Below are 21512 nucleotides of genomic sequence, written 5' to 3' on the forward strand. Positions count from 1 at the left end.
GGCGAGGCGGCGGCGCCCGGCCTGGCCTCATTGTCTCTCATTGTCCGCCGCCGGGCACGGAGACTCTCTGGGGTTTCAGGACGAGACCGCCGCGACCGCCTCGGCGACCTTCTTCGCGACCTCCGGATCGAACACGGAGGGGATGACATAGCCGGGGTGGAGTTCGTCCTCGGGGATGCACGAGGCGATCGCGTCGGCCGCGGCGACCATGATGTTCTCGTCGACATCGCGGGCTTCGGCGTCGAGGAGTCCGCGGAAGATCCCGGGGAAGGCGAGCACGTTGTTGATCTGGTTCGGGAAGTCGCTGCGGCCGGTGGCCACCACAGCCGCGTGCTCAGCCGCCTCGGCGGGGTCCACCTCGGGGTCGGGATTGGCCATGGCGAAGACCAGCGCACCGTCGTTCATCGCCGCGATATCGTCACCGCCCAGCACATTCGGGGCGGAGACGCCGATGAACGCGTCCGCGCCGACGACGGCTTCCTTGAGAGTGCCGGTGAAGCCCTCGGGATTCGTGTTCGCCTGCAGCCATCTCTTTTGCTCGGTGTCCACGCGCGAGTCCGGGCCGATCGCGCCGTCGCGGCCGCAGGCGATGATGTTCGCGGCGCCGGCGACCTGGAGGAGGCGGATGATGGCGTTGCCGGCCGCGCCGACTCCGGAGACGACGATGCGCAGATCCTCGATCTTCTTGTCCACGACCTTGAGCGCGTTCTTCAAGGCGGCGAGGGTGACGACGCCGGTGCCGTGCTGGTCGTCGTGGAAGACGGGGATATCGAGTTCGGCGCGCAGCCGGGCCTCGATCTCGAAGCAGCGCGGGGCGGCGATGTCCTCGAGGTTGATTCCGCCGTAGGCCGGGGCGATGGCCTTGCAGATCGAGATGATCTCCTCGGTGTCCTTCGTATCGAGAGCCACCGGCCAGGCGTCGACATCGGCGAACTGCTTGAACAGCACGGCCTTGCCCTCCATCACCGGCATGGCCGCCTCGGGGCCGATATCGCCGAGGCCGAGCACCGCGGTGCCGTCGGTGACCACGGCGACGGTGTTGCGTTTGATCGTCAGCCGGCGGGCATCCTCCTTGTTCTCCGCGATCGCCTTGCACACGCGTGCCACGCCGGGCGTGTAGGCGCGGGAGAGGTCGTCGCGGTTGCGCAGGGGAACCTTCGGGGCGGATTCGAGCTTCCCGCCGAGGTGGAGGAGGAAGGTCCGGTCCGAGACCTTGCGGACATCGACTCCGGGCAAAGCTTCGAGAGCGTCGGAGACCTCGTCGGCATGAGCGACGTCGCGGGTATCGGCGCTGACGTCGATGATGACCGCGTGCGGAGTGGACTCGACGACGTCGAGGGCGGTGACTGACGCACCGGCGGCGGCGGCCGCGGCGACGAGGTCGGAGGTCGTGGCCCTCCCGACCTCAGTGCCGACGCGCAGAGTGATGGAATATCCCGGGCTGGTGGCGACCATGAGCAATATCCTCCTTGATATCAAGTTTCCGTATTATGGTAACTAACTTTTGCCTAGTGGAAATTCTAGCTGGTGTCCGTGGATTCGGAAAGTTTCTTCCATTTCAGGACTAGACTGAACGGAGTTTCACCGCCGAGACTCCCCACAGATTAAGGAATATCGATGAGCAGCAACGACACCCCGGCGATCCGCCAGTCCAAGGGCGGTGTGCAGTCCGTCGAACGTGCGTTCGGACTGCTTGAGTGCATTGCGAACTCCGCGGGCTCGGCGACGCTGAGCCATATCGCCGCGGACGTCAACCTGCCCCTGCCGACGATCCACCGTCTGCTCAACACCCTGGTCAATCTCGGCGTGGTCCGACAGCTGCCCGATCGCGGATATGCGCTCGGGCCCGGGCTGGTCCGCCTCGGCGATATCGCCGGCTCGCAGCTCGGCGCGATCGCCCGTCCCTATCTGCGGGACCTCGTCGCCGAGCTCGGAGAGTCGGCGAATGTGGCCACGATGGACGGAGACATGGTCGTCTACGTCGATCAGGTCGCCTCGGAGCGGCAGATGCGGATGTTCACCGAGGTGGGACGCCGCGCGCACATGCACGCCACCGGGGTCGGCAAAGCCATCCTCGCGGGGCTCGAATCCGAGCAGGTCCGGCATATCGCCACCACCGCCGGCATGCCCACTCCCACGGAGTTCAGCATCGGAACGATCGGCGATCTCGAGGCCGAGCTGAGCCGCATCCGTGCGCGCGGCTATGCCATCGACGAGCAGGAGCAGGAGCTCGGGGTGCGCTGCTTCGCCATGGCCATCCCCGACGCCCCCGCCCCCTTGGCGATCTCCGTCTCCGGTCCGATCAGCCGCGTCGATCAGTCGTTCGCCGATCGCGCCGTACCCCTGCTCAAAGATGCGGCCGCCCGCATCTCCGCAGAGATGCAGAGCGGCCGCTGAACCTGCTCCCGTTGCTTCGAACCGGGTCAGGAGTCTCCGCCGGCCGTTCCCGAGGTGCCGGCATTGGCATCGCCCAGACGATAGCGTCGAGCCGCCTCGGCGGGAACGGATCGGTCGATCTCACCGCGCTTGGCGAGCAGCTGCAGGGTGCGCACGACCATCGAATGGGCGTCGATCTTGAAGTGCCGGCGGGCGGCGGCCCGAGTGTCGGAGAAGCCGAACCCGTCGGCGCCGAGGGTCGCGAAGTCGTGGTCCAGGTACGGCCGGATGAGGTCCGGCTGGGTGGAGTCGAAATCGCTCGTGGCCACGATCGGGCCAGGCTGTCCGTCCAGCTTCCGGCGCACATAGGGCACGCGTTCCGCGGTCTCGGCGTCACCGTCTGCGGCGGTCAGCTCCGCCGCTTCGCATTCGAGTCCGTCACGGCGCAGCTGCGCCCATGAGGTCACCGACCACACGGCGGCGTCGACGCCCCAATCGGCGGCGAGCAGGTCCCGGGCCTCGAGCGCCCAGGGCACGGCCACACCGGAAGCGAGCAGCTGCGCGTGCGGACGGTCGCCCGGAGCTGCCTCGGCGATGCGGTGGATGCCCTTGAGGATGCCCTCGACGTCGACGTCCTCGGGTTCGGCCGGCTGGAGCATCGGCTCGTTGTACACGGTCAGGTAGTACATGACATTGCGCTCGTCCTCGCCGAGGTCGTGCTCACCGTACATGCGGTGCAGACCGTCGCGGACGATGTGTCCGATCTCGTAGCCGTAGGCCGGATCATAGACGCGCACGGCCGGGTTCGTGGCCGCGAGCACCGGGGAATGCCCGTCGGCATGCTGCAGCCCCTCGCCGGTCAGAGTCGTCCGTCCGGCGGTGGCGCCGATGATGAACCCGCGCGTCATCTGGTCGCCGGCGGCCCAGAAGGCGTCTCCGGTGCGCTGGAACCCGAACATCGAGTAGAACACGTAGATCGGAATCATCGGTTCGCCGTGGGTGGAGTACGCGGTGCCCGCGGCGGTGAACCCGGCGGCGGCACCGGCCTCGTTGATGCCCACGTGGAGGAGCTGACCGGAAGTCGCCTCCTTGTACGAGAGGAACATCTCGCGGTCGACGGCGAGGTAGTTCTGCCCGTTCGGGTTGTAGATCTTCGCGGTCGGGAAGAACGCGTCGATGCCGAAGGTGCGGGCCTCATCGGGGATGATGGGCACGATCCGCTCGCCCAGCCCCTTCTCTCGCATGAGGTCCTTGAGCAGCCGGACGAAGGCCATGGTCGAGGCGGCCATCTGCTGGCCCGAACCCTTCTTCGTCTGCGCGAACGCCTTGTCGCTGGGAGCGGGCAGGGTGATCCGATTGTTTTCCGGCTTCCTCTCCGGCACGAATCCGCCGAGCTGGCGCCGCCGGTCGAGCATGTACCGGATCTCCTCGGAGTCCTGTCCCGGGTGATAGTAGGGCACCGCATACGGGTCCTCGTCGATGACCTTGTCGCTGATCGGGATGTCCATCCGGTCGCGGAAGGCCTTGACGTCGTCGGCGGTGAACTTCTTCATCTGGTGCGTGGCGTTGCGGGACTCGAACGTCGTGCCCAGGCCGTAGCCCTTGACGGTCTGCACGAGGATGACGGTCGGCTTGCCCTTGGTGTTCACGGCCTTCTGGTAGGCGGCGAAGACCTTGTGATAGTCGTGGCCGCCGCGCTTGAGGTTCCAGATGTCGTCATCGCTCAGGTGCTCGACGAGCCCCTTCGTCGCAGGTGTCCGACCGAAGAAGTTGTCGCGGATGAATCCGCCGGATTCGGCCTTGAAGGTCTGGTAGTCACCGTCGAGGGTCTCGTTCATGATCTTCACGAGGTCGCCGGTGCGGTCCTTGGCCAGCAGGTCGTCCCATTCGCGGCCCCACAGCACCTTGATGACGTCCCAGCCGGCGCCGGTGAAGGTCGCCTCGAGCTCCTGGACGATCTTGCCGTTTCCGCGCACGGGTCCGTCGAGACGCTGGAGGTTGCAGTTGATGACGAAGGTGAGATTGTCCAGCCCTTCGTTCGCGGCCAACTGCAGAGCGCCGCGCGATTCGGGTTCGTCCATCTCGCCGTCGCCGAGGAACGCCCACACCCGCTGATCCGAGGTGTCGGAGATGCCGCGGTTGTGGAGGTAGCGGTTCATCTGCGCCTGGTAGATCGCGTTGATCGGGCCCAGACCCATCGACACGGTCGGGAACTGCCAGAACTCCGGCATCAGCCGCGGGTGCGGATAGGAGCTCAGCCCGTGCGGGGCACGCGAGACCTCCTGCCGGAACCCGTCGAGGTCGGCCTCGGTCAGGCGGCCCTCGAGGAACGCCCTGGCGTACATTCCCGGTGAGGCATGGCCCTGGAAGAACACCTGATCGCCGCCGCCGGGATGGTCCTGACCGCGGAAGAAGTTGTTGAATCCGATTTCGTAGAGCGTGGCGGCGCCGGCGTAGGTGGAGATGTGCCCGCCCACGGAGATCTCGGGCCGCTGCGCGCGATGGACGAGCATGGCGGCGTTCCACCGCAGCCATCTGCGGAAGCGGCGCTCGACCTTCTCCTCGCCGGGATAGAACGGCTCCTGGTCAACGGGGATGGTGTTGACGTAGTCGGTGGTGGTGACCTTGGGCTGGGCGACGGAGTTCGTGGCCGCGCGAGCGCGCAGCGCCTCCATGATCTCGCCCGCGCGCTGGGTTCCGCGCGCGTCGACGAGGCCCTCCCAGGACTCGAGCCATTCATCGACCTCTTCGTCGGTGATTCCCCTCGGACTCGCCGAGGATGTGTCCTGTGTCATAACGGGGGTTTCCTTCTCGCAGGGTCCGGGCTCCCGGAACAGTACCCCGGGAGCCCGGAGATGGAAAGTCCTGTCTCAGCAGGTGATGTTCAGATCTCAGCAGAAGCCGGCGACCTGCGCCCACGCGTCCTTGTTCTCGTCGACGCCTTCGCGGGTGAAGGTGGCTTCGATGAGGCCGTAGGGGCGGTCGGCGACGATGAAGACCTCGTTCGGGTTCTCGAGGCCGAAGCGTTCGATGTCATAGAGGAAGTGGTGCTTGTTCGGGCAGGAGAAGCGGATCTCGTCGATCTCCGGCACGGCCTCGATGACCTTCTCGCCCATCTGGTAGAGCGTGTGCTGCAGGGCGTGGGAGAAGTGGTCGGTGAAGGAGTCGAGGATGATGTCCTTGACCTTGGTGTACACGGCTTCGAAGTCGAGTTCGGTGGTGTTGTAGATCCACCGCGTGGCGATATCCGTGGCCAGGATCCGGTCGTCGGTCTCCGGCAGCGTCGTGTACTTGTCCTTCGGATAGCCGACGAAGCCCGATTCCGTGGTCTTTAGCACGGTGAGTCCGTTGAAGCCGGAGATCAGCGTGTCCTTGTCGCCGTCGCGGGTGAACACGACGGTGCGGACCTCGGGGGCGGACTTGAAGAACGAATGCTGATGGTCGTTGATCCGATCCCAGCCGTATTCTTCGGCCTCCCAGCGTCCGCCGGTGACCCAGTCGAAACTCGACGTGAAATGGTCGGCCAGGCCCATGAGGAACTGTTCGGGCGAGCTCACGCCCAGCTCCTTGGCCTTCGCGAAGACCGTGTTCTTCTGAGTGTCGGTGGCGACGACGTGTTCGTTGTTGCCTTCGGTGTGGGCGGTCTCGAAGTCGCCCCACAGCTGCGAGGTGACGTTGAGATCGCGGATCTCGTGGCGGTCGCTGTCGCGGTAGACCCGCATGAGTCGGTTCTCCGCCTTGCCGTACTGGTTCGATGTCAGTCGGACCTTGCTCATTTTCTTCCTCCAGTTCGTCGGCGTGCGAGCCTCCGCACACCGTGACCATTCGATTGGCGAGGCCAGCCGGGACGAACCGGGCGGCTTCGGCGGTTTGTTGAGGATGGAGATCCTGCAGGGGGCCTGCTTCCCCTGATGGCGACTGCGGGTGCGGCTCAGCTGCCGCGGTAGGTGCTGTAGGCGAAGGGGCTGAGCAGCAGCGGAATGTGATAATGCGCCTGCCCGGCCTGGACGGTGAAGTCGATGGTGACCACCGGGTGGAAGTGATCGATCTCCCGGGCCGCGAAGTACTCGCCGGTGCCGAAGACGATCCGGTAGTCCCCCGGCTCGAGGTGGTCGGGGCCGAAGTCGGAGACTCTCCCGTTGTCATCGGTGCGGGCCGAGACGATGACCTCGTCCCCGGAGTGGAGAGTGACCTCGAGGTCGGCGGCCGGGGTGCCGACCATCGAGTCGAGTGCGTGGGCGGTGATGAAGCTCATGAGAGGATCCCTTCGAGTCTGAGTTCGGCGATCTGGATGAGCTGCTGCCCGACCTCGGCGGTCTCATCCTCTTCGGTGTTGTCCATGCGGCGCTGCAGTTCGGAGAGGATCTCCTCGGGGGTGCGACCGGCGGCGCGGATGAGGAACACGCGGTCGAAGCGGGCTTCGTAGGCGGCGTTCCCGGCGGCGAGCTGGGTCTGCACGTCTGCTTCGAGGGTGCCGAGGCCGGCCTGCTCGCGGCTCGAGTGGGCCGCCTCGGCGCTCTCCCCCGTCGCCTTCTCACCGATGCGCGGATGATGAGACATGGCCGCGTCGATCTCGGCGGTGGTCAGCGGTGCGGCGGCACGCGACGCGGCCGTGGCGGCGTCGAGGTCGGCCAGGGGGCGGGCGTCGACGACCGCGTCGATCCACCGGTCGACGTCGAGGCAGGGACGCAGAATTCCGCGGGCATCATCGGCTGGGAGTCGATTGAACTCGGCCAGGTCCACGGTGACCTCCTTGGCAGGCGCTGAATGACTTTCACGGTTCGGAATACCATTTCCGAACGACTGCTCCGAGTCTGCTGGGCGCCATCGGCAATGTCAAATTGCTCACACATTACTGTGGAAACTTTCTTCCGTATGGTGGATACTGGTCGTGTGGCAACCGCCGCACACCCGGCCATCGACGATGAGGTTGAATGAGTGCATGAGTCCGAATACGACAGATCAGACCCCGTCAATCGTCTGCGCCCCTGACTCCTTCAAGGGCTCAGCCTCCGCCCCTGCCGCCGCGGCCGCCATGGCCCGCGGCGCTCGGGCGGTCTTCCCCGGCGCACGGGTCACCGAGCTGCCCTTCGCCGACGGCGGGGAGGGCACGCTCGACGCCCTGCTGGCCGTATGGGGAACTCGGCCGCGCACCGTGGACACGGTCGATGCCCTGGGCAGGGCCGCCTCGGCGGCCTTCGGTCTGTCCCCCGACGGAACCACCGCGGTCATCGAGGCGGCCCAGGCCAATGGCCTGCCGCAGGTCTCGGACGTGGAGCTGCAGCCCGAACGCGCCGATACCTACGGCGTCGGACTGCTCGCGGCCGCGGCTCTCGACCTCGGAGTCGAGGAGATCCTGCTGTGCATCGGCGGCTCGGCGAGCACGGACGGCGGGACCGGAATACTGGCTGCCCTCGGTGCGCGCTTCGTCGACGCCGACGGCGATCCCGTCGCACCCGGCGGCGGTGGGCTGGCCGCGATCTCCGCGATCGACACCTCGGCGCTGGACCGGCGTGCCGCTGCGGTGCGGTGGCGCATCGCCGTCGATGTCGACAGTCCGCTCACCGGTCCCCGCGGGGCCGCTGCGGTCTTCGGCCCGCAGAAGGGAGCGGACGCTGACTCGGTGGCCCTCCTCGATTCCGGCCTCGGCCACTTGGCCGAGGTCCTCGCCGACACCTCTGCCGAGGCCGAGGCCCTGGCGGCGACGCCGGGGTTCGGGGCAGCCGGTGGGATACCGCTGGCACTGACGAGCCTGCTGGGCGCCGAGGTGCTGCCCGGATCGACGATGGTCGCCGAGGCCGTGGGACTGACCGCGGCTCTGGCCGACGCCGATTTCGTGCTCACCGGGGAGGGATCCTTCGATTCCCAATCCTTGGGCGGCAAGGTCGTCGCGGCCGTGCGGGATCATGCCCCCGCCTCGGCGAGAGTGATCGTCATCGCCGGTCGGGTCGGTCTGACCGCCGCGGAGTGCCGGGAGGCCGGAATCACGGCGGCACTGTCGATCGCACCGGGGCCGGCCGACCTTGCCGCCCTGTCCGAGCGCGCCGAAGCGCTCATCGAGGACACGGCCGCGCAGGCGTGCGCACTCGGCTCGCCGTCGGGCACACCATTTCAACGACGAAAGGACACACCATGACCACGACCACTCAGACTCAGCTCGCCGTCGGAGACATCGCTCCCGACTTCACACTCACCGACGCGGAGGGACGGGCCGTGTCGAAGGCCGACTATGCCGGCCGCAACGTCATCCTCTACTTCTACCCGAAGGCCGCCTCGCCGGGCTGCACGACGGAGGCCTGCGATTTCCGGGACAACCTCTCGGCGCTGTCGGCCGCCGGGTTCGAGGTCCTCGGGGTCTCCCCCGATGACACCGAGTCGCTCAAGGAATTCGCCGCCGAGGAGGGGCTGACGTTCTCGCTGCTCTCCGATCCCGGTGCGGCGGTCGCGAAGGCCTACGGCAGCTATGGGCAGAAGACGATCGGTGAGCACACCTTCCTGGGCACTCAGCGCTCGACCTTCGTCATCGGCGCCGACGGCACCCTCATCCACGCCGAGTACGACGTCGACGCTCGCGGCCACGTGGCCCGCCTCCGCACCCACCTCCTCCCCTAATTGCTACCTGACGGCGGCTCAGTAACCTCGCGCGAGGTTGCTGAGCCGCCGTCAGGTGGTTCTGAGCGGGATCATCCGGTGCGCAGACGGGCGGCGAGGATGCCGAGGATGCGTTCGAACGGCGCGGTGCGGAACAGATCGCCGAAGGTCAGGCGGATGATCTTGTAGCCCCTGGCCTCGAGGGCGGCTTCGCGCGCCTTCTCCGCAGCGATGCTCTCGCGGGGTGAGCGGCCGTCCATCGTGTACTTCTCGATCCCGTCGATCTCGATGATCAGTCGCGCATCGTGGTTGCAGAAGTCGACCCGGGCGATGACCTCGCCGAGGTGGCCGAAGAATTCGACCTGCGGCTCGAATCCGGTGATGCCGTGTTCGAAGAAGCGCACTGCCGCGATCGACTCCGAGGGGGCTTCGCGTCGGCCGTCGGTGAGGTCGAGCGCGCGCAGCACCGCCGCGTCTCCACGGGATTCGGGGCATTCCTCCAGCACCGCCTCGATGCGGAAACGACTGGTGCGACGCCGGCGGATCACCTCGTCGAACATCGGCACGGAGAGATCCGGCCCGTAGTCGCGGGCGATGTCGATGAGTGTGCGCTCCATCGTCGTCACGGCGTAGATGCCGACCATCCTCCGGTGCGCAGACGGGACTTCGCGGTTGCGCACATAGAGGTGGCGGTACTTGCGACTGACGTTCGGCCGGCACACCTCGACCCTCGTCTCGGCCGGATAGGAGATCGGCAGTCCGTGGATGAGAGCCGCCGACAGGTGTGAGAAGACCTCGCGCCCCTTCGTCACCCGCCATCGACCCGATGCTGTGTGGATCTTCTCCGCACGGGTGCGGATGAGGACTCTTAAGGGTTCGATCTCATCGCGCATATCGCCCTGGTGGCCGAACTCTTCGAAGACCTCTTCGCTCAGGGCCGCCCAGATGGTTTCGTGTCGTGCGTCGTCGCACGATCCCGTCGCCACGTAACGTCCGCGGGCGATGCGCGAGAGGCAGCATTTCTCTCCGCGCCGGACCTCGTCCTTGGTGAACCCCAGTCGGTAGAGCTTCTCGGTTGTCATACACAGATACATGACACCAAATTGCACCATTTGATATCAATAGGCAATAGCCGGAAACAAACTGTGGATAACTTCTCCCCAGAACTACCTGACGGCGGCCCAGCAACCTTGCGCGAGGTTGCTGGGCCGCCGTCAGGTAGTAATTCAGCGGGCGGTGAGGAGGTGGCCGGCGGGGGTCTCGAAGTCAACAGGGGCACCGCGCAGCAGCGTCTGGGTGACCCGACCGCGGACGGCTCGGGTGTCATACGCGCTGATCTGATTGCGGTGGTAGAGCTCCGCGGCCTGCACGGTCCACTCCTCATCGGGGGCGAATACGGCGAAGTCCGCGTCATTGCCCTCGGCGATCGCGCCTTTGCCCTCGACCCGGGCCACGGCCGCCGGTGCCGCCGACATCCAGCGGACCACCTCGGCGAGCTCGATTCCGCGCTTCGCGGCCTCGGTCCACACGAGCGAGAGCCCCAGCTGCAGGGACGAGATTCCGCCCCAGGCGGCACCGAAGTCGCCGGTGTCGAGCAGTTTGAGTTCTGCCGTCGAAGGCGAATGGTCAGAGACGATGCAGTCGATCGTGCCGTCGATGAGCCCCTGCCACAGTGCCTCCCGGTTCGATTCCTCGCGGATCGGCGGGCAGCACTTGTGCGTCGTCGCCCCGTCCGGGATCTCCTCGGCGGTGAAGACGAGGTAGTGCGGGCACGTCTCGACGGTGAGCTTGATGCCCTCGGCCTTGGCCGCGGCGATCTGGTCGAGCGCATCGGCCGAGGACAGGTGCAGGATGTGCGCCCGGGCCCCGGTCTCCCGAGCGGCGTCGATGACGCGGGCGATTGCGACGTTCTCTGCCTCGCGCGGTCGCGTGGCGAGGAAGTCGGCGAACTTCGGCCCCGAATTCTTCGGCGCCGACGACATCACCTCGTGATCCTCGGCATGGACGATGAGCATCCCGTCGAAGGAGGCGATCTCGGCCATGTCCGCGGCCATCTCCGCCGGCTCAAGCGGCGGGAACTCCTCGACGCCGGAGTCCTCGAGGAAGCATTTGAACCCGTACACCCCGGCCTCGTGCAATGGCCGCAGATCTGCGGTGTTGCCGGGGATCGCCCCGCCCCAGAACCCGACGTCGACGAAGGCCTTGGGCCCGGCGACCTCGCGCTTGGTCTCCAATGCCGCGACATCGACCGTCGGCGGCAGCGAGTTCAGCGGCATGTCGACGATCGTCGTCACGCCCCCGGCCGCGGCTGCGCGGGTGGCGCTGGCGAAGCCCTCCCACTCGGCGCGCCCGGGATCGTTGACATGGACATGGGAGTCGACGAGACCGGGCAGCAGCACCTGATCGTCGCCGACCTCGATGATCTCTGCCCCCACCGAGGCGGCCGTGTCCAGATCCTGTCCACCGCGGGCGATCTCGGCGATCCTTCCGTCCCGGACACCGAGCTGCACGGAGTCGATCCCGCCGGGAAGCAGTGCCTTCGCGGCATGGATGACCAGGTCGAAGCTGGCTTCTTTGCTCAAAATTCCTCCTCAGTCGCGCGGCTGTTCGGCCGGCGGATGCGGTGCGCAGCCTCGGCGCTGGACCGTCAACGGTATACCGTTCTAATCGTACTCGGACCAGCCTACTCGGCGGCAGCGAGTTCGCCCATCGGGCTCAACGCGCTCGGGGCGTCGGCCGGGGTCTGGGCGAGGGTCTCGAACTCGTTGATCTGATCGAGGGCGGTGCCCATCGAGATGTTCGTGACGCGTTCGAGGATGACCTCGACGACCACGGGCACCTGGTGCTCGTCCATGAGCTCCTTGGCCACGCGCAGGCCCTCGCCGATGAGTTCGGGGTCCTCGACCCGCAGCGCCTTGCATCCGAGCCCCTGGGCGACGGCCACATGGTCGACGCCGTAGCCGGACGATGCGGAACCGGCGGCGTTGATGTTCTCGAACGCCAGCGAGACCTCGAAGTCCATATCGAATCCGCGCTGTGACTGACGGATGAGGCCCAGATAGGAGTTGTTGACGACGACGTGGACATAGGGGATCTGGTGCTGGGCGCCGACGGCGAGCTCTTCGATCATGAACTGGAAGTCGTAGTCGCCCGACAGCGCCACGACGGTCTCGCCCGGTTTGGCCTGCGCCACGCCGAGCGCCGCCGGGCCGGTCCAGCCCAGGGGCCCGGCCTGGCCGGCGTTGATCCAGTGCCGGGGCCGGTAGACGTGCAGCATCTGGGCGCCGGCGATCTGGCTCAGCCCGATCGTCGAGACATAGGTGACGTCGCGGCCGAAGGCCTCGTTCATCTCCTGGTAGACCCGCTGCGGTTTGATCGGCACCTCGGTGAAGTTCGTCTTCCGATGCTCGGTCGACTTCCGTGCCGTGCATTCGGCGGCCCAATCGGTGAAGTCCGGCAGGGCCCGTTCACCCGATCGCCCGCGTGCGGCTGCCAGCAGAGCGTCGAGGGCTGCCCCGGCGTCGGATGCGACACCGAAGTCAGGGGCGAAGACGCGTCCGATCTGGGTGGGCTCGATGTCGATGTGGACGAATTTCCGACCCTTGCGGTACACGCCCAAGTCACCGGTGTGGCGGTTGGCCCACCGGTTGCCGATGCCGATGACAAGGTCGGATTCGAGGAAGGAGGCGTTGCCGTAGCGCACATGCGTCTGGATGCCGACCATGCCCGCGGCCAGCGGGTGGTCGTCGGCGATCGCGCCCCAGCCCATGAGCGTCGGTGAGACCGGGATGGAGGTGAGTTCGGCGAATTCGACGAGGCGGTCGGCGGCATCGGCATTGATGATTCCGCCGCCGGCGATGATGATCGGGTGCTCCGCCTCGGCGATGAGGTCGAGGATCTTCTCCGCCTGCGCCGAGGTCGCTGCCGGCTTCGCGGGTGGCAGCGGCTCGTAGGCGTCGATGTCGAATTCGATCTCGGTCTGCTGCACGTCGATGGGCAGGTCGATGAGCACGGGCCCGGGCCGGGCCGAGCGCATGAGCTGGAACGCGGACTGGAAGACGCCGGGCACCTGACCGGCTTCGAGCACGGTCTTGGCCATCTTCGTCACCGGCCCCGCGATGGAGGCGATGTCGACGGCCTGGAAGTCCTCCTTGTCGAGCACGGCGACGGGAGCCTGGCCGGTGATGCACAGGATCGGCTGGGAGTCGGCGGCCGCGGCGTAGAGGCCGGTGATCATATCGGTGCCGGCCGGCCCCGAGGTGCCCAGGCAGACTCCGATATTGCCGGGGGCGGCGCGGGTGTACCCGTCGGCCATGTGCGAGGCCCCTTCGACGTGGCGGGCCAGTGTGTGGCGGATTCCGCCGTGGGCCTTCATAGCCGAGTAGAGCGGGTTGATGGCTGCTCCCGGCAGCCCGAATGTCTCGGTGGCGCCTTCCTTTTCGAGGATGAGCACCGCGGCGTCGACTGCGCGCATGCGTGTCATTGTTCGTCCTTTGTTCGTGAGCCGGCGACGACGCTGTCGCCGGCTCGGTTCATGGTGGGATTCCCGTGCCGAGGCGGTCGTTCAGTTCTCGTTCTTGGCCGAGAGCTGCTCGACGACGGTGAAGAGACCGGAGTGGTCGAGTCCGCCGTTGCCCTGTTGGACGGTGGCGGCGACGAGCTGGGCGACGGTGGCCCCGAGCGGGATGGCCACACCTGCTTCGCGGGCGGCGGCGGTGACGATGCCCATGTCCTTGTGGTGCAGCTCGAGCCGGAATCCGGGGTCGAAGGAGCGATCGAGCATCTTCTGCCCCTTCTGATCGAGCACCTTGGATCCGGCCAGTCCTCCGCCGAGGACCTGCAACGCCGCACCGGTCTCGACTCCGTAGGCTTCGAGGAAGACGACGGCCTCGGCGAGCAGTCCGATATTGCCGGCGACCATGAGCTGATTCGCGGCCTTGACGGTCTGGCCGGCTCCCGCGGGGCCGACGAGGACGATGGTCTTGCCGACGGCGTCGAAGACGTCGCTCATCGCGTCGAAGTCGGCTTGGTCACCGCCGACCATGATGGACAGGACTCCGTCGATGGCGCCGGGCTCACCCCCGGAGACGGGAGCGTCGAGGGGTCTGAGTCCGGCGGCCTTGGCCCGATCGGCCAGTTCGGTGGCCACATCGGGACGGATGGTGGAGAAGTCGATCCAGGTGGCCCCGGCTGAGGCGTGAGCGAGGATGCCGTCGTCGCCGGTCAGCACGGCTTCGACGTCGGGTGAGTCGGGAACCATGGTGATGATGACATCGGCCCCGGCCACCGCCTCGGCGATGGTGGCGGCGGCACTGCCACCCGCCTCGGCGAGGGTGCCGGCCTTGGCCGGTGTGCGGTTGAAGCCGCGGACGTCGAACCCGGCAGTGACGAGGTTTTTGGCCATCGGCAGGCCCATGATGCCGAGTCCGATGAAAGCGATTGTCTTGGACATGGTGGGGTTTCCTTCGTGTCGGTGCGGAGTTTCAGGCGGTCTGGGTGGCTCGGTCGAGCCAGTCGAAGGCAGTGGCGCGGTCCTGTTTGTATTCCAGCGCCACGGACCCGGTGTAGCCGAGCGAGTACGCGCGGTCGATCCAGTCGCGCAGCGGCAGCGATCCGGTGCCGGGCGCCCCGCGGCCCTCGGCGTCGGCGATCTGGATGTGGCCGAAGTTCGCGGCGTCGGCTTCGATGACGGCGGGGACGTCGTCGCCGTTGACGTGCATGTGATAGAAGTCGGCGAGCACGGCGATGTTCTCGGGTCCGTGGGCACGGACTCGTCCGACCACCTCGGCGGCGTCGGCGTACCGCTTGAGCGGGTAGGCCTCGGCTCCGGAGACGGGTTCGACGAGGACGGTTCCGCCGATCTCGGCGACCTTTCCGGCGGCGAGCGCGAGGTTGGCTGCGGCCGTGGCGTCCTGTCCGGCCGCGTCCTGGCCGTCGGTGCGCAGTCCGTAGAGGGCGTTGAAGGCGCGGCAGCCGGTGCGGCGGCCGATCTCGACGACGATGGCGACGTTTGCGGCGAAGTCCTCCTCGGCGCCGATGATCGAGACCATTCCGCGATCGCCCGCGGCCATGTTCCCGGCCCAGAAGTTCAGGCCCTTGAGGGCGACCCCTGCGGAGTCGAGGGAGTCGATGAACTCATCGACCTCCGCCGAGGTGGGGCTCGGGTTCCCGTCGAAGGGCCACCAGAATTCGACTTCGTCGAAGCCGGCGTCCTTCGCGGCCTGGGCGCGTTCGAGGACGGGCAGCTCGGTGAGCAGGGTCGAGCAGTTGACGACGTAGCTGGTGGGTGAGGTGAAGGCCTGGGACATGGTGCTCTCCTTTGAGTTGCCGACAATTTCCGTATTGTGGAAGTGAGTTTCCATTTCGTGAAATCAGCATAGATCGCCTGCGGAGTCCTCGTCAAGACCTCCCCTCCCAAAACAACGTGACGGCGGCCCAGCAACCTCGCGCGAGGTTGCTGGGCCGCCGTCAGGTAGTAATTAGGAGTGGAGGGAGACGCCGTCGACCCAGACGTCCGCGATGTCGCCCGGGGTGCCCATGGCGAAGATCTTCGCCAAGGCGTCGCCGTCGTCGGCGGCGTGGCGAATGCCGACGTCCAAAGGCTGTCCCTCTGCCGGGCGGATGAGCACGGCGTCGAAGCGCTTGCCCTCGCTGAGCACGCCGACCTCATCGAGTTCGAGCGCTTCGGCCCCGGCAGAGGTCGCCAGGTGCAGCAGATGCGCGGAGGTCAAGGCCACTCCCCCGGCCGGATCGAGCTGCTGCATGAAGTACGACTGCACACCCTCCTTGAGCAGATTGAAGCCCGTGCCCGCCCCGACGTCGGTGCCCAGGGCCACCCGGACGCCGGCCTCGATGTGCCGGCGCAGCGGAAAGAAGCCGCTGGCCAGAGCCGAGTTCGAGGTCGGGCAGTGCGCGACCACCGACCCGGCTTCGGCCATCCGCGCCAGTTCCCGATCCTGCGGGTGGACGTTGTGCGCGAGCACGGTGCGCCGACCGACGAGTCCCGCCCGGTCGTACGTATCGAGATAATCACGAGCCTCCGGGTGGATCTGCGCGACCCCGGAGATCTCATCGACGTTCTCGTTCAGGTGCGAGGTCACCCAGATGCCCTGGTTCTCCTCCACGAGGCGGCCGCCGGCAGCCAGCAGCTCCGGTCCCGCGGAGAACGAGAATCGCGGGGTCACCGCGTAGCGCAGTCGTCCCTTGCCGTGCCACCGGTCGATGAGCGCTTGGCTCTCCTCGGTCGAACGCGCCACGTCGGTGAGCAGCGCATCGGGCAGGTTCCGGTCGCTCGTCACCAGCCCGGAGGTGATCCGCAGCCCCGACTTCTCGGCGGCGGCGAAGAAGATGTCCATGGCAGCCGCGAAGTGCGAACCGAAGACCATCGCCGAGGTGGTCCCCGCCGAGATCAGTCCCGTGAGGAATTCGCCGGCCACCGCCTCCGCGTAGGCGGGGTCTGCGAGTTTCGCCTCTTCGGGCAGGGCGCACTGGTCGAGCCAGTCGAGCAGCGGCCGTCCGAGATGGCCGATGGCCCGCACCTGCGGCAGGTGGACGTGGGTGTCGACGAGCCCGGGGATGAGCACACCGTCGCGGAGGTCGACGACCTCGGCGGCGGGGTGCGCGGACCGGGCGGTGTCGAAATCGGTGCGGGAGGTGATGAGTCCGTCGTCGACGACGAGGGCGACATCGGAGGCCGAGCGCAGCCGGCCCCCGGTGAATGGGTTGTCCGGCGTGTCGAAGACGCGAACGCGGTAGATGACCACAGTGGTTCTCCTTGGTTCAGTGACATGAGTCAGAGCAGAAAGTCAGTCAGCGGCGGCCTGTGCTCAGGCCATGCGGCCGAGCAGGTCGGCGGCGACGCTCACGGCGATCGTCGCGGGTGCCTTGCCCGGCAGTTCGGGCAGTCCGATCGGGCACCGGATGGTGTCGACGGCCTCGGGCTCGAAGCCTTCGGCGGCGAGGTTCCTGCGGAAGCGCTGCCATTTCGCGTTCGACCCGATGAGCCCGACCGAACCGAGGTCGCCGCGGGTCAGTGCCGCGGCACACAGATGCAGGTCCTCGGCATGGTCGTGGGTCATGATGACCACGTGCGCACCGGCCGGCAGCGCGGTGAGCACCTCTTCGCCGACGACGGCGAATTCGGAGCGGATGCGCGCGACCGGGGTCTCCAGCGCGTCGATCGCCTCGAGCTGCTCGGGCCGTGAATCGCTGACCGTGAGGTCGATATCGTGGCGGGCCAGGATCCGAGTGAGTTCGAGTCCGATGTTGCCGATGCCGAAGATCGCCACCGAGGCGGGCACGGGCAGGGGTTCGAACAGCATCGTGACCTCTCCGCCGCAGCATTGGCGACCGTACTTGGCCGGGGCCTTGTCGTTGAGCCGCAGGGTGAGCATCTCCGGGGCCTGCTGCCGCTCGGCGAGCAGTTCACGGGCTCGGGTGAGGGCCGTCATCTCGAGATTGCCCCCGCCGATGGTCCCGAACAGGTCATCGGCGGTGGCGATCATCTTCGCTCCCGCCTCGCGTGGGGCGTGCCCGCGCACCGCGGCGAGAGTGATGAGGACAGCCGGCACCCGAGCTGCGCGAAGCTCGGCCGCGGTGTCCATCCAGGTCATGACGGGACTCGCTGTCCTTCCCTCGCCGAGGCGGCCGCCTCCGAGTCCTGCCTGCGCGCTTCTTCGATCGCCCAGAACACCGCTTCGGGTGTGGCCGGGGATGCGAGATCGACGCTGTGGCCGGGGCGTGCGAAGGCGCCCACGGCTTCGCGCAGGGCTTCGCGGACGGAGAAGGCGAGCATGAGCGGGGGTTCGCCCACGGCCTTCGACCCGTACACGGCGCCTTCTTCATGCGCTTTGTCGAGGAAGGTGACGTTGAAGATCTCGGGGACTTCGGAGAAGCTCGGGATCTTGTATGTGCTCGCCGCCTGAGTGGCCAGGCGTCCCCGACTCGGCTTGTCGGATTCGTCCCAGCGCAGGTCTTCGAGCGTCAGCCAGCCGGCGCCCTGGATGAATCCGCCTTCGATCTGCCCGAGGTCGAGCAGCGGAGACAGGGAGTCTCCGACATCGTGGACGATGTCGACGCGGCGCAGAGTGTAGGAGCCGTCGAAGCGGTTGACTTCGACCTCGGACACGGCCGCCCCGTAGGCGAAGTACTTGAATGGCTCGCCCCGCATCTGCGACAGGTTCCAGTGCAGTCCCTCGGTGCGGTAGAACCCGGAGGCCGAGAGCTGGATGCGCTGGAAGTACGCGGTGTTGATCAGCTCCTCCCAGGTCACCGTCTTCGTCGAGGACAGTGCGGAGACGATTCCGCGGGAGATGCTGACCTCGTGGGCGGGTGCCCCGAGGATGCCCGCGGCGACCTGGCGCAGCCGCTCGAGGATCTGGTCGCAGGCGTTCTTCACCGCTCCGCCGTTGAGGTCGGATCCGGAGCTCGCCGCCGTCGCGGAGGTGTTGGGCACCTTGTCCGTGCGCGTCGGCGCGAGACGCACCGTCGACAGAGGCACGCCGAGGGTGGTGGCCGCGACCTGCAGCATCTTCTGGTGCAGTCCCTGCCCCATCTCGGTGCCGCCGTGGGTGACGAGGACGGAACCGTCCTTGTAAATGAGCACGAGTGCTCCGCCCTGGTTGAAGGCGGTGAGGTTGAACGAGATCCCGAACTTCACCGGGGTGATCGCCAATCCGCGTTTGAGGTGCTCGTGGCCTGCGTTGAACGCTTCGATCTCGAGTTCGCGGGCCTCGAGGTCGGATTGGGAGATGAGCTGATCCCAGCAGGCCTCGATCCGCTCCGGGTGGCGCACCGGCTGGTAGTAGGGAGTGTCCTGGCCATCGGCGTAGAAGTTCCGACGTCGCAGCTCACGGGCGCTGAGCCCCAGCTGCGGGGCGACTCGGCCGATGATGTCCTCCATCACCAGCATGCCCTGGGGGCCGCCGAAGCCGCGGAAGGCCGTCTGCGAGGTCTTGTTGCATTTGGCGATGCGACCGGTGACGCGGATGTTGGGCACCCAATAGGCGTTGTCGATATGGCACATCGCGCGGGTGAGCACCGGTTCGGACAGGTCGAGGCTCCACCCGCCGTCGGCGGTCAGCGTCGCATCGAGGGCGAGGATCTTCCCGTCCTCGGTGAACCCGACCTTCCACGCGGAGTGGAAGCCGTGGCGTTTGCCGGTCATGGTGATATCGCGAGTGCGGTCGAGTCGCAGGCGCACCGGCCTGCCCGTCAGCTTCGCACCGAGCGCGGCCAACGCTGCGTAGCCGTGCGGCTGCATCTCCTTGCCGCCGAAGCCTCCGCCCATGCGCAGGCACTGCACGGTCACCGCGTGGGCGGGGACTCCGAGGACGTGCGAGACGATGTCCTGGGTCTCGGTGGGATGCTGGGTCGAGGACTGGATGAAGACCTGTTCGTTCTCATCCACATGGGCCAGGCAGGCCTGCGTCTCGAGATAGAAGTGCTCCTGGCCGGCGAACTCGAATTCACCCTCGAAGACATGAGCGGCATCGGCGAAGGCGGAGTCGACTTCGCCCTTGTCGATGGACAGGGGCTTGCCGTGGTAGCTGTCGGCGGCGATCGCATCGCGCACGGTCACCAGCGACGGCAGCTCCTCGACCTCGGCGGTCACGGCTGCCGCACCTTCCTTCGCGGCTTCGAGATCCTCGGCGAGGACCCAGGCCAGGGGCTGGCCGAAGAACATGATCTCATCGACCGGCAGCATCGGCTCATCATGCTTGACGCCCTGGTCGTTGACGCCGGGGATGTCGGCGGCGGTGATGACCCTGACGACGCCGGGCACCGCATAGGCGGGTCCGACGTCGATCGCGCCGAGGCGGCCGTGCGCGGTCGTCGACTGCACGGGAAAGGCGTGGAGGACGCCGGTGAGACGTCCGACGAGGTCATCGGTGTAGAGCGCGGTTCCGGTGACATGGCCGAAGGCGCTTTCGTGGTGGTGGCGTTCGCCGACGACCGAGTCGGCGGGGCGCTGGGAGAGCTGGCTCATCACTTGACCTCCTTGCTGGTCACGGCCGGGTGGCCGAGATGCTCGGCGTAGAAGCGTTCGAGGGAGGACCGCAGCATCGCGGTCCGGTATTTCGCACTCGCCCGGTGGTCATCCATCGGGGTGCCTTCGGCAGCGAGGGTCTCGGCCGCCGCGTGCACGGTCTCCAGGTTCCACGACTGCCCCTCGAGCAGGGCCTCGGTGGCGGTGGCACGCAGCGGGGTGGCCGCGACTCCGCCGAGCCCGATCCGAGCCTTGACGATCATCCCGTCGCGGATGTCGACGGCGTAGCCGATCGCCACCGAGGAGATGTCGTCGAAGCGGCGTTTGGCGATCTTCTGAAACGACGTCAGCGGGGACAGCGGCAGCGGAATGCGGATGGCGGTGATGAGCTCATCGGCTGCGCGCACCGTCTGCCGGTACCCGGTGAAGTAGTCGGCCAGCGCCACGGTCCGGGACCCGCGCACCGAGGTGAGCACGAGTTCGGCCTCGAGGGCGAGCAGAGCCGGCGGAGTGTCGCCGATGGGCGAACCGGTGCCGAGGTTGCCGCCGATCGTCGCCCCGTTGCGAATGAGGCGGGAGGCGAACTGCGGGAACATCCTGCCCAGCAGCGGGATCTCGCCGGCGAGTTCGCGTTCGAGTTCGGACAGGGTGTGGGAGGCACCGAGTTCGATGGCGTCTGCGGTGCGGCGGATTCCGCGCATCTCCTCGAGCCGGTCGACGGCGAGGATGTTCTTGGCGCGGGCCCCCTTGATGTTGACCTCGACACCCCAGTCGGTGGCTCCGGCCACGAGGGTGACCTCGGGATCGGCGGAGAGGATCTCGACCGCCTCGGCGAGGGTGGCGGGTCGGCGGTAGCGTCCGATCTCACCGGTCGCGGTATCCGCCCGCAGATAGTCGGTGGCCACGGCGGCCGGGGCCGGGCGGTCACGGCGGGCGGCGAGGGCATCATCGGCGGCAGGCTGCCCGAGGGCGTTCGCGGCGTCGCGGATGGGGCGGTAGCCGGTGCAGCGGCACAGGTTGCCGGACAGGGAGTGGAGGTCGAAGCCGTCCTCGCAGCGGTCGGGGCGGTAGTATTCGGCGGCCATCGAGGAGATGAAGCCGGGGGTGCAGTATCCGCACTGGGATCCGCCGCGCACGGCCATCTCTTCCTGGACGGGGTGGACGGATTCTCCGTCGGCCAGACCTTCGGCGGTCACGACCTCTCCCCCGTCGAGCGCTGCCGCCGGCAGCAGGCAGGAGTTGACCGAGGTCCAGCGGGTTCCGCCGGATTCGTCGGGGCGGGCGACCATGATCGCGCAGGCCCCGCATTCGCCTTCGGCGCAGCCTTCCTTCGCTCCGGTCAGACCTTGATCGCGCAGGAAGTCCAGCGCATTCGTATGGGGTGGGCCGTCGAATTCGCGGACGGTCCCGTTGATGGTCACTTCGGCAGTTGACTGGTCCGTTGTCGCAGTGGACATCGCACTTCACACCTCCCGCGTCTCTTCACTGAGACGCACAGTGCATGGTTGGAACAATTTGCTTCGTTCTTCGAGCTTCTGGTTATCCATGCGAACAGCGC

Annotated in this window: 17 protein-coding genes; 3 read left to right on the forward strand and 14 right to left on the reverse strand. The window is 67.3% G+C overall.

Translation table 11 applies throughout. The features are described from left to right. Positions 1–75 precede the first annotated feature (75 nt). The gene (locus tag GUY37_RS14565; protein ID WP_166826973.1) at positions 76–1455 is read right to left on the reverse strand and encodes an NAD-dependent malic enzyme; all 1380 of its coding nucleotides are present in this window, start codon (positions 1453–1455) and stop codon (positions 76–78) included. A 162-nt stretch (positions 1456–1617) separates the two neighbouring features. Between GUY37_RS14565 and GUY37_RS14570 the strand changes: the two genes are divergently transcribed. Next, a complete protein-coding gene (locus tag GUY37_RS14570) occupies positions 1618–2397 on the forward strand; it encodes an IclR family transcriptional regulator (protein ID WP_166826976.1) in 780 nt (259 codons plus the stop codon). A 26-nt stretch (positions 2398–2423) separates the two neighbouring features. Here the strand turns inward: GUY37_RS14570 and aceE are convergent, their stop codons facing one another. The 4 genes from aceE to uraD form a co-directional block, all read right to left on the reverse strand. Then, on the reverse strand, positions 2424–5171 hold the full coding sequence (aceE, locus tag GUY37_RS14575; RefSeq protein WP_166826979.1) for a pyruvate dehydrogenase (acetyl-transferring), homodimeric type: 2748 nt from the start codon (positions 5169–5171) through the stop codon (positions 2424–2426). 96 nt (positions 5172–5267) lie between these two features. Then, on the reverse strand, positions 5268–6152 hold the full coding sequence (gene pucL, locus GUY37_RS14580) for a factor-independent urate hydroxylase (protein ID WP_166826982.1): 885 nt from the start codon (positions 6150–6152) through the stop codon (positions 5268–5270). A gap of 155 nt (positions 6153–6307) precedes the next feature. Then, positions 6308–6631, reverse strand: coding sequence for a hydroxyisourate hydrolase (uraH, locus tag GUY37_RS14585; protein ID WP_166826985.1), 324 nt, complete (start codon positions 6629–6631; stop codon positions 6308–6310). Then, positions 6628–7119 carry a 2-oxo-4-hydroxy-4-carboxy-5-ureidoimidazoline decarboxylase gene (uraD, locus tag GUY37_RS14590; RefSeq protein WP_166826988.1) on the reverse strand — a complete coding sequence of 164 codons (492 nt, stop codon included), beginning with the start codon at positions 7117–7119 and terminating at the stop codon, positions 6628–6630. The genes uraH and uraD overlap by 4 nt, the downstream gene beginning before the upstream one ends. A gap of 199 nt (positions 7120–7318) precedes the next feature. On the opposite strand from uraD, the gene GUY37_RS14595 reads away from it, so the two are divergent. Both GUY37_RS14595 and GUY37_RS14600 read left to right on the forward strand, forming a co-directional pair. Then, entirely contained in the window at positions 7319–8512 is a 1194-nt protein-coding gene (locus GUY37_RS14595) for a glycerate kinase (protein ID WP_166826990.1), read from the forward strand. Further along, positions 8509–8988 carry a peroxiredoxin gene (locus GUY37_RS14600; RefSeq protein WP_166826993.1) on the forward strand — a complete coding sequence of 160 codons (480 nt, stop codon included), beginning with the start codon at positions 8509–8511 and terminating at the stop codon, positions 8986–8988. Before GUY37_RS14595 ends, GUY37_RS14600 begins: the two co-directional genes overlap by 4 nt. Before the next feature lie 71 nt (positions 8989–9059). Here the strand turns inward: GUY37_RS14600 and GUY37_RS14605 are convergent, their stop codons facing one another. From GUY37_RS14605 to GUY37_RS14645, 9 genes are all read right to left on the reverse strand, one after another. Continuing rightward, entirely contained in the window at positions 9060–10049 is a 990-nt protein-coding gene (locus GUY37_RS14605) for a DUF559 domain-containing protein (RefSeq protein WP_166826996.1), read from the reverse strand. A 144-nt stretch (positions 10050–10193) separates the two neighbouring features. Then, positions 10194–11549, reverse strand: a complete 1356-nt coding sequence (gene allB / locus GUY37_RS14610; RefSeq protein ID WP_228278204.1) for an allantoinase AllB — start codon at positions 11547–11549, stop codon at positions 10194–10196. A 101-nt stretch (positions 11550–11650) separates the two neighbouring features. Further along, positions 11651–13450 carry a glyoxylate carboligase gene (gcl, locus tag GUY37_RS14615; protein ID WP_166826999.1) on the reverse strand — a complete coding sequence of 600 codons (1800 nt, stop codon included), beginning with the start codon at positions 13448–13450 and terminating at the stop codon, positions 11651–11653. An 81-nt stretch (positions 13451–13531) separates the two neighbouring features. Further along, complete coding sequence (locus tag GUY37_RS14620; protein WP_228278482.1) at positions 13532–14491, reverse strand: 2-hydroxy-3-oxopropionate reductase; 960 nt, start codon at positions 14489–14491, stop codon at positions 13532–13534. After that, positions 14451–15275, reverse strand: a complete 825-nt coding sequence (locus GUY37_RS14625; protein WP_166827005.1) for a hydroxypyruvate isomerase family protein — start codon at positions 15273–15275, stop codon at positions 14451–14453. The genes GUY37_RS14620 and GUY37_RS14625 overlap by 41 nt, the downstream gene beginning before the upstream one ends. A gap of 171 nt (positions 15276–15446) precedes the next feature. Then, positions 15447–16730 (reverse strand): guanine deaminase, encoded by a 1284-nt coding sequence (guaD, locus tag GUY37_RS14630; RefSeq protein ID WP_166827007.1) that lies wholly within the window; start codon positions 16728–16730, stop codon positions 15447–15449. A gap of 63 nt (positions 16731–16793) precedes the next feature. Further along, entirely contained in the window at positions 16794–17579 is a 786-nt protein-coding gene (gene xdhC / locus GUY37_RS14635; RefSeq protein WP_166827010.1) for a xanthine dehydrogenase accessory protein XdhC, read from the reverse strand. Further along, positions 17576–19954, reverse strand: coding sequence for a xanthine dehydrogenase molybdopterin binding subunit (gene xdhB / locus GUY37_RS14640; protein WP_166827013.1), 2379 nt, complete (start codon positions 19952–19954; stop codon positions 17576–17578). Before xdhB ends, xdhC begins: the two co-directional genes overlap by 4 nt. Next, positions 19954–21411, reverse strand: coding sequence for a xanthine dehydrogenase small subunit (locus GUY37_RS14645; protein ID WP_166827016.1), 1458 nt, complete (start codon positions 21409–21411; stop codon positions 19954–19956). Before GUY37_RS14645 ends, xdhB begins: the two co-directional genes overlap by 1 nt. Positions 21412–21512 lie beyond the last annotated feature (101 nt).

The organism is Brevibacterium limosum, from assembly GCF_011617705.1.
In the GTDB taxonomy this organism is placed as follows: Bacteria; Actinomycetota; Actinomycetes; order Actinomycetales; family Brevibacteriaceae; genus Brevibacterium; species Brevibacterium limosum.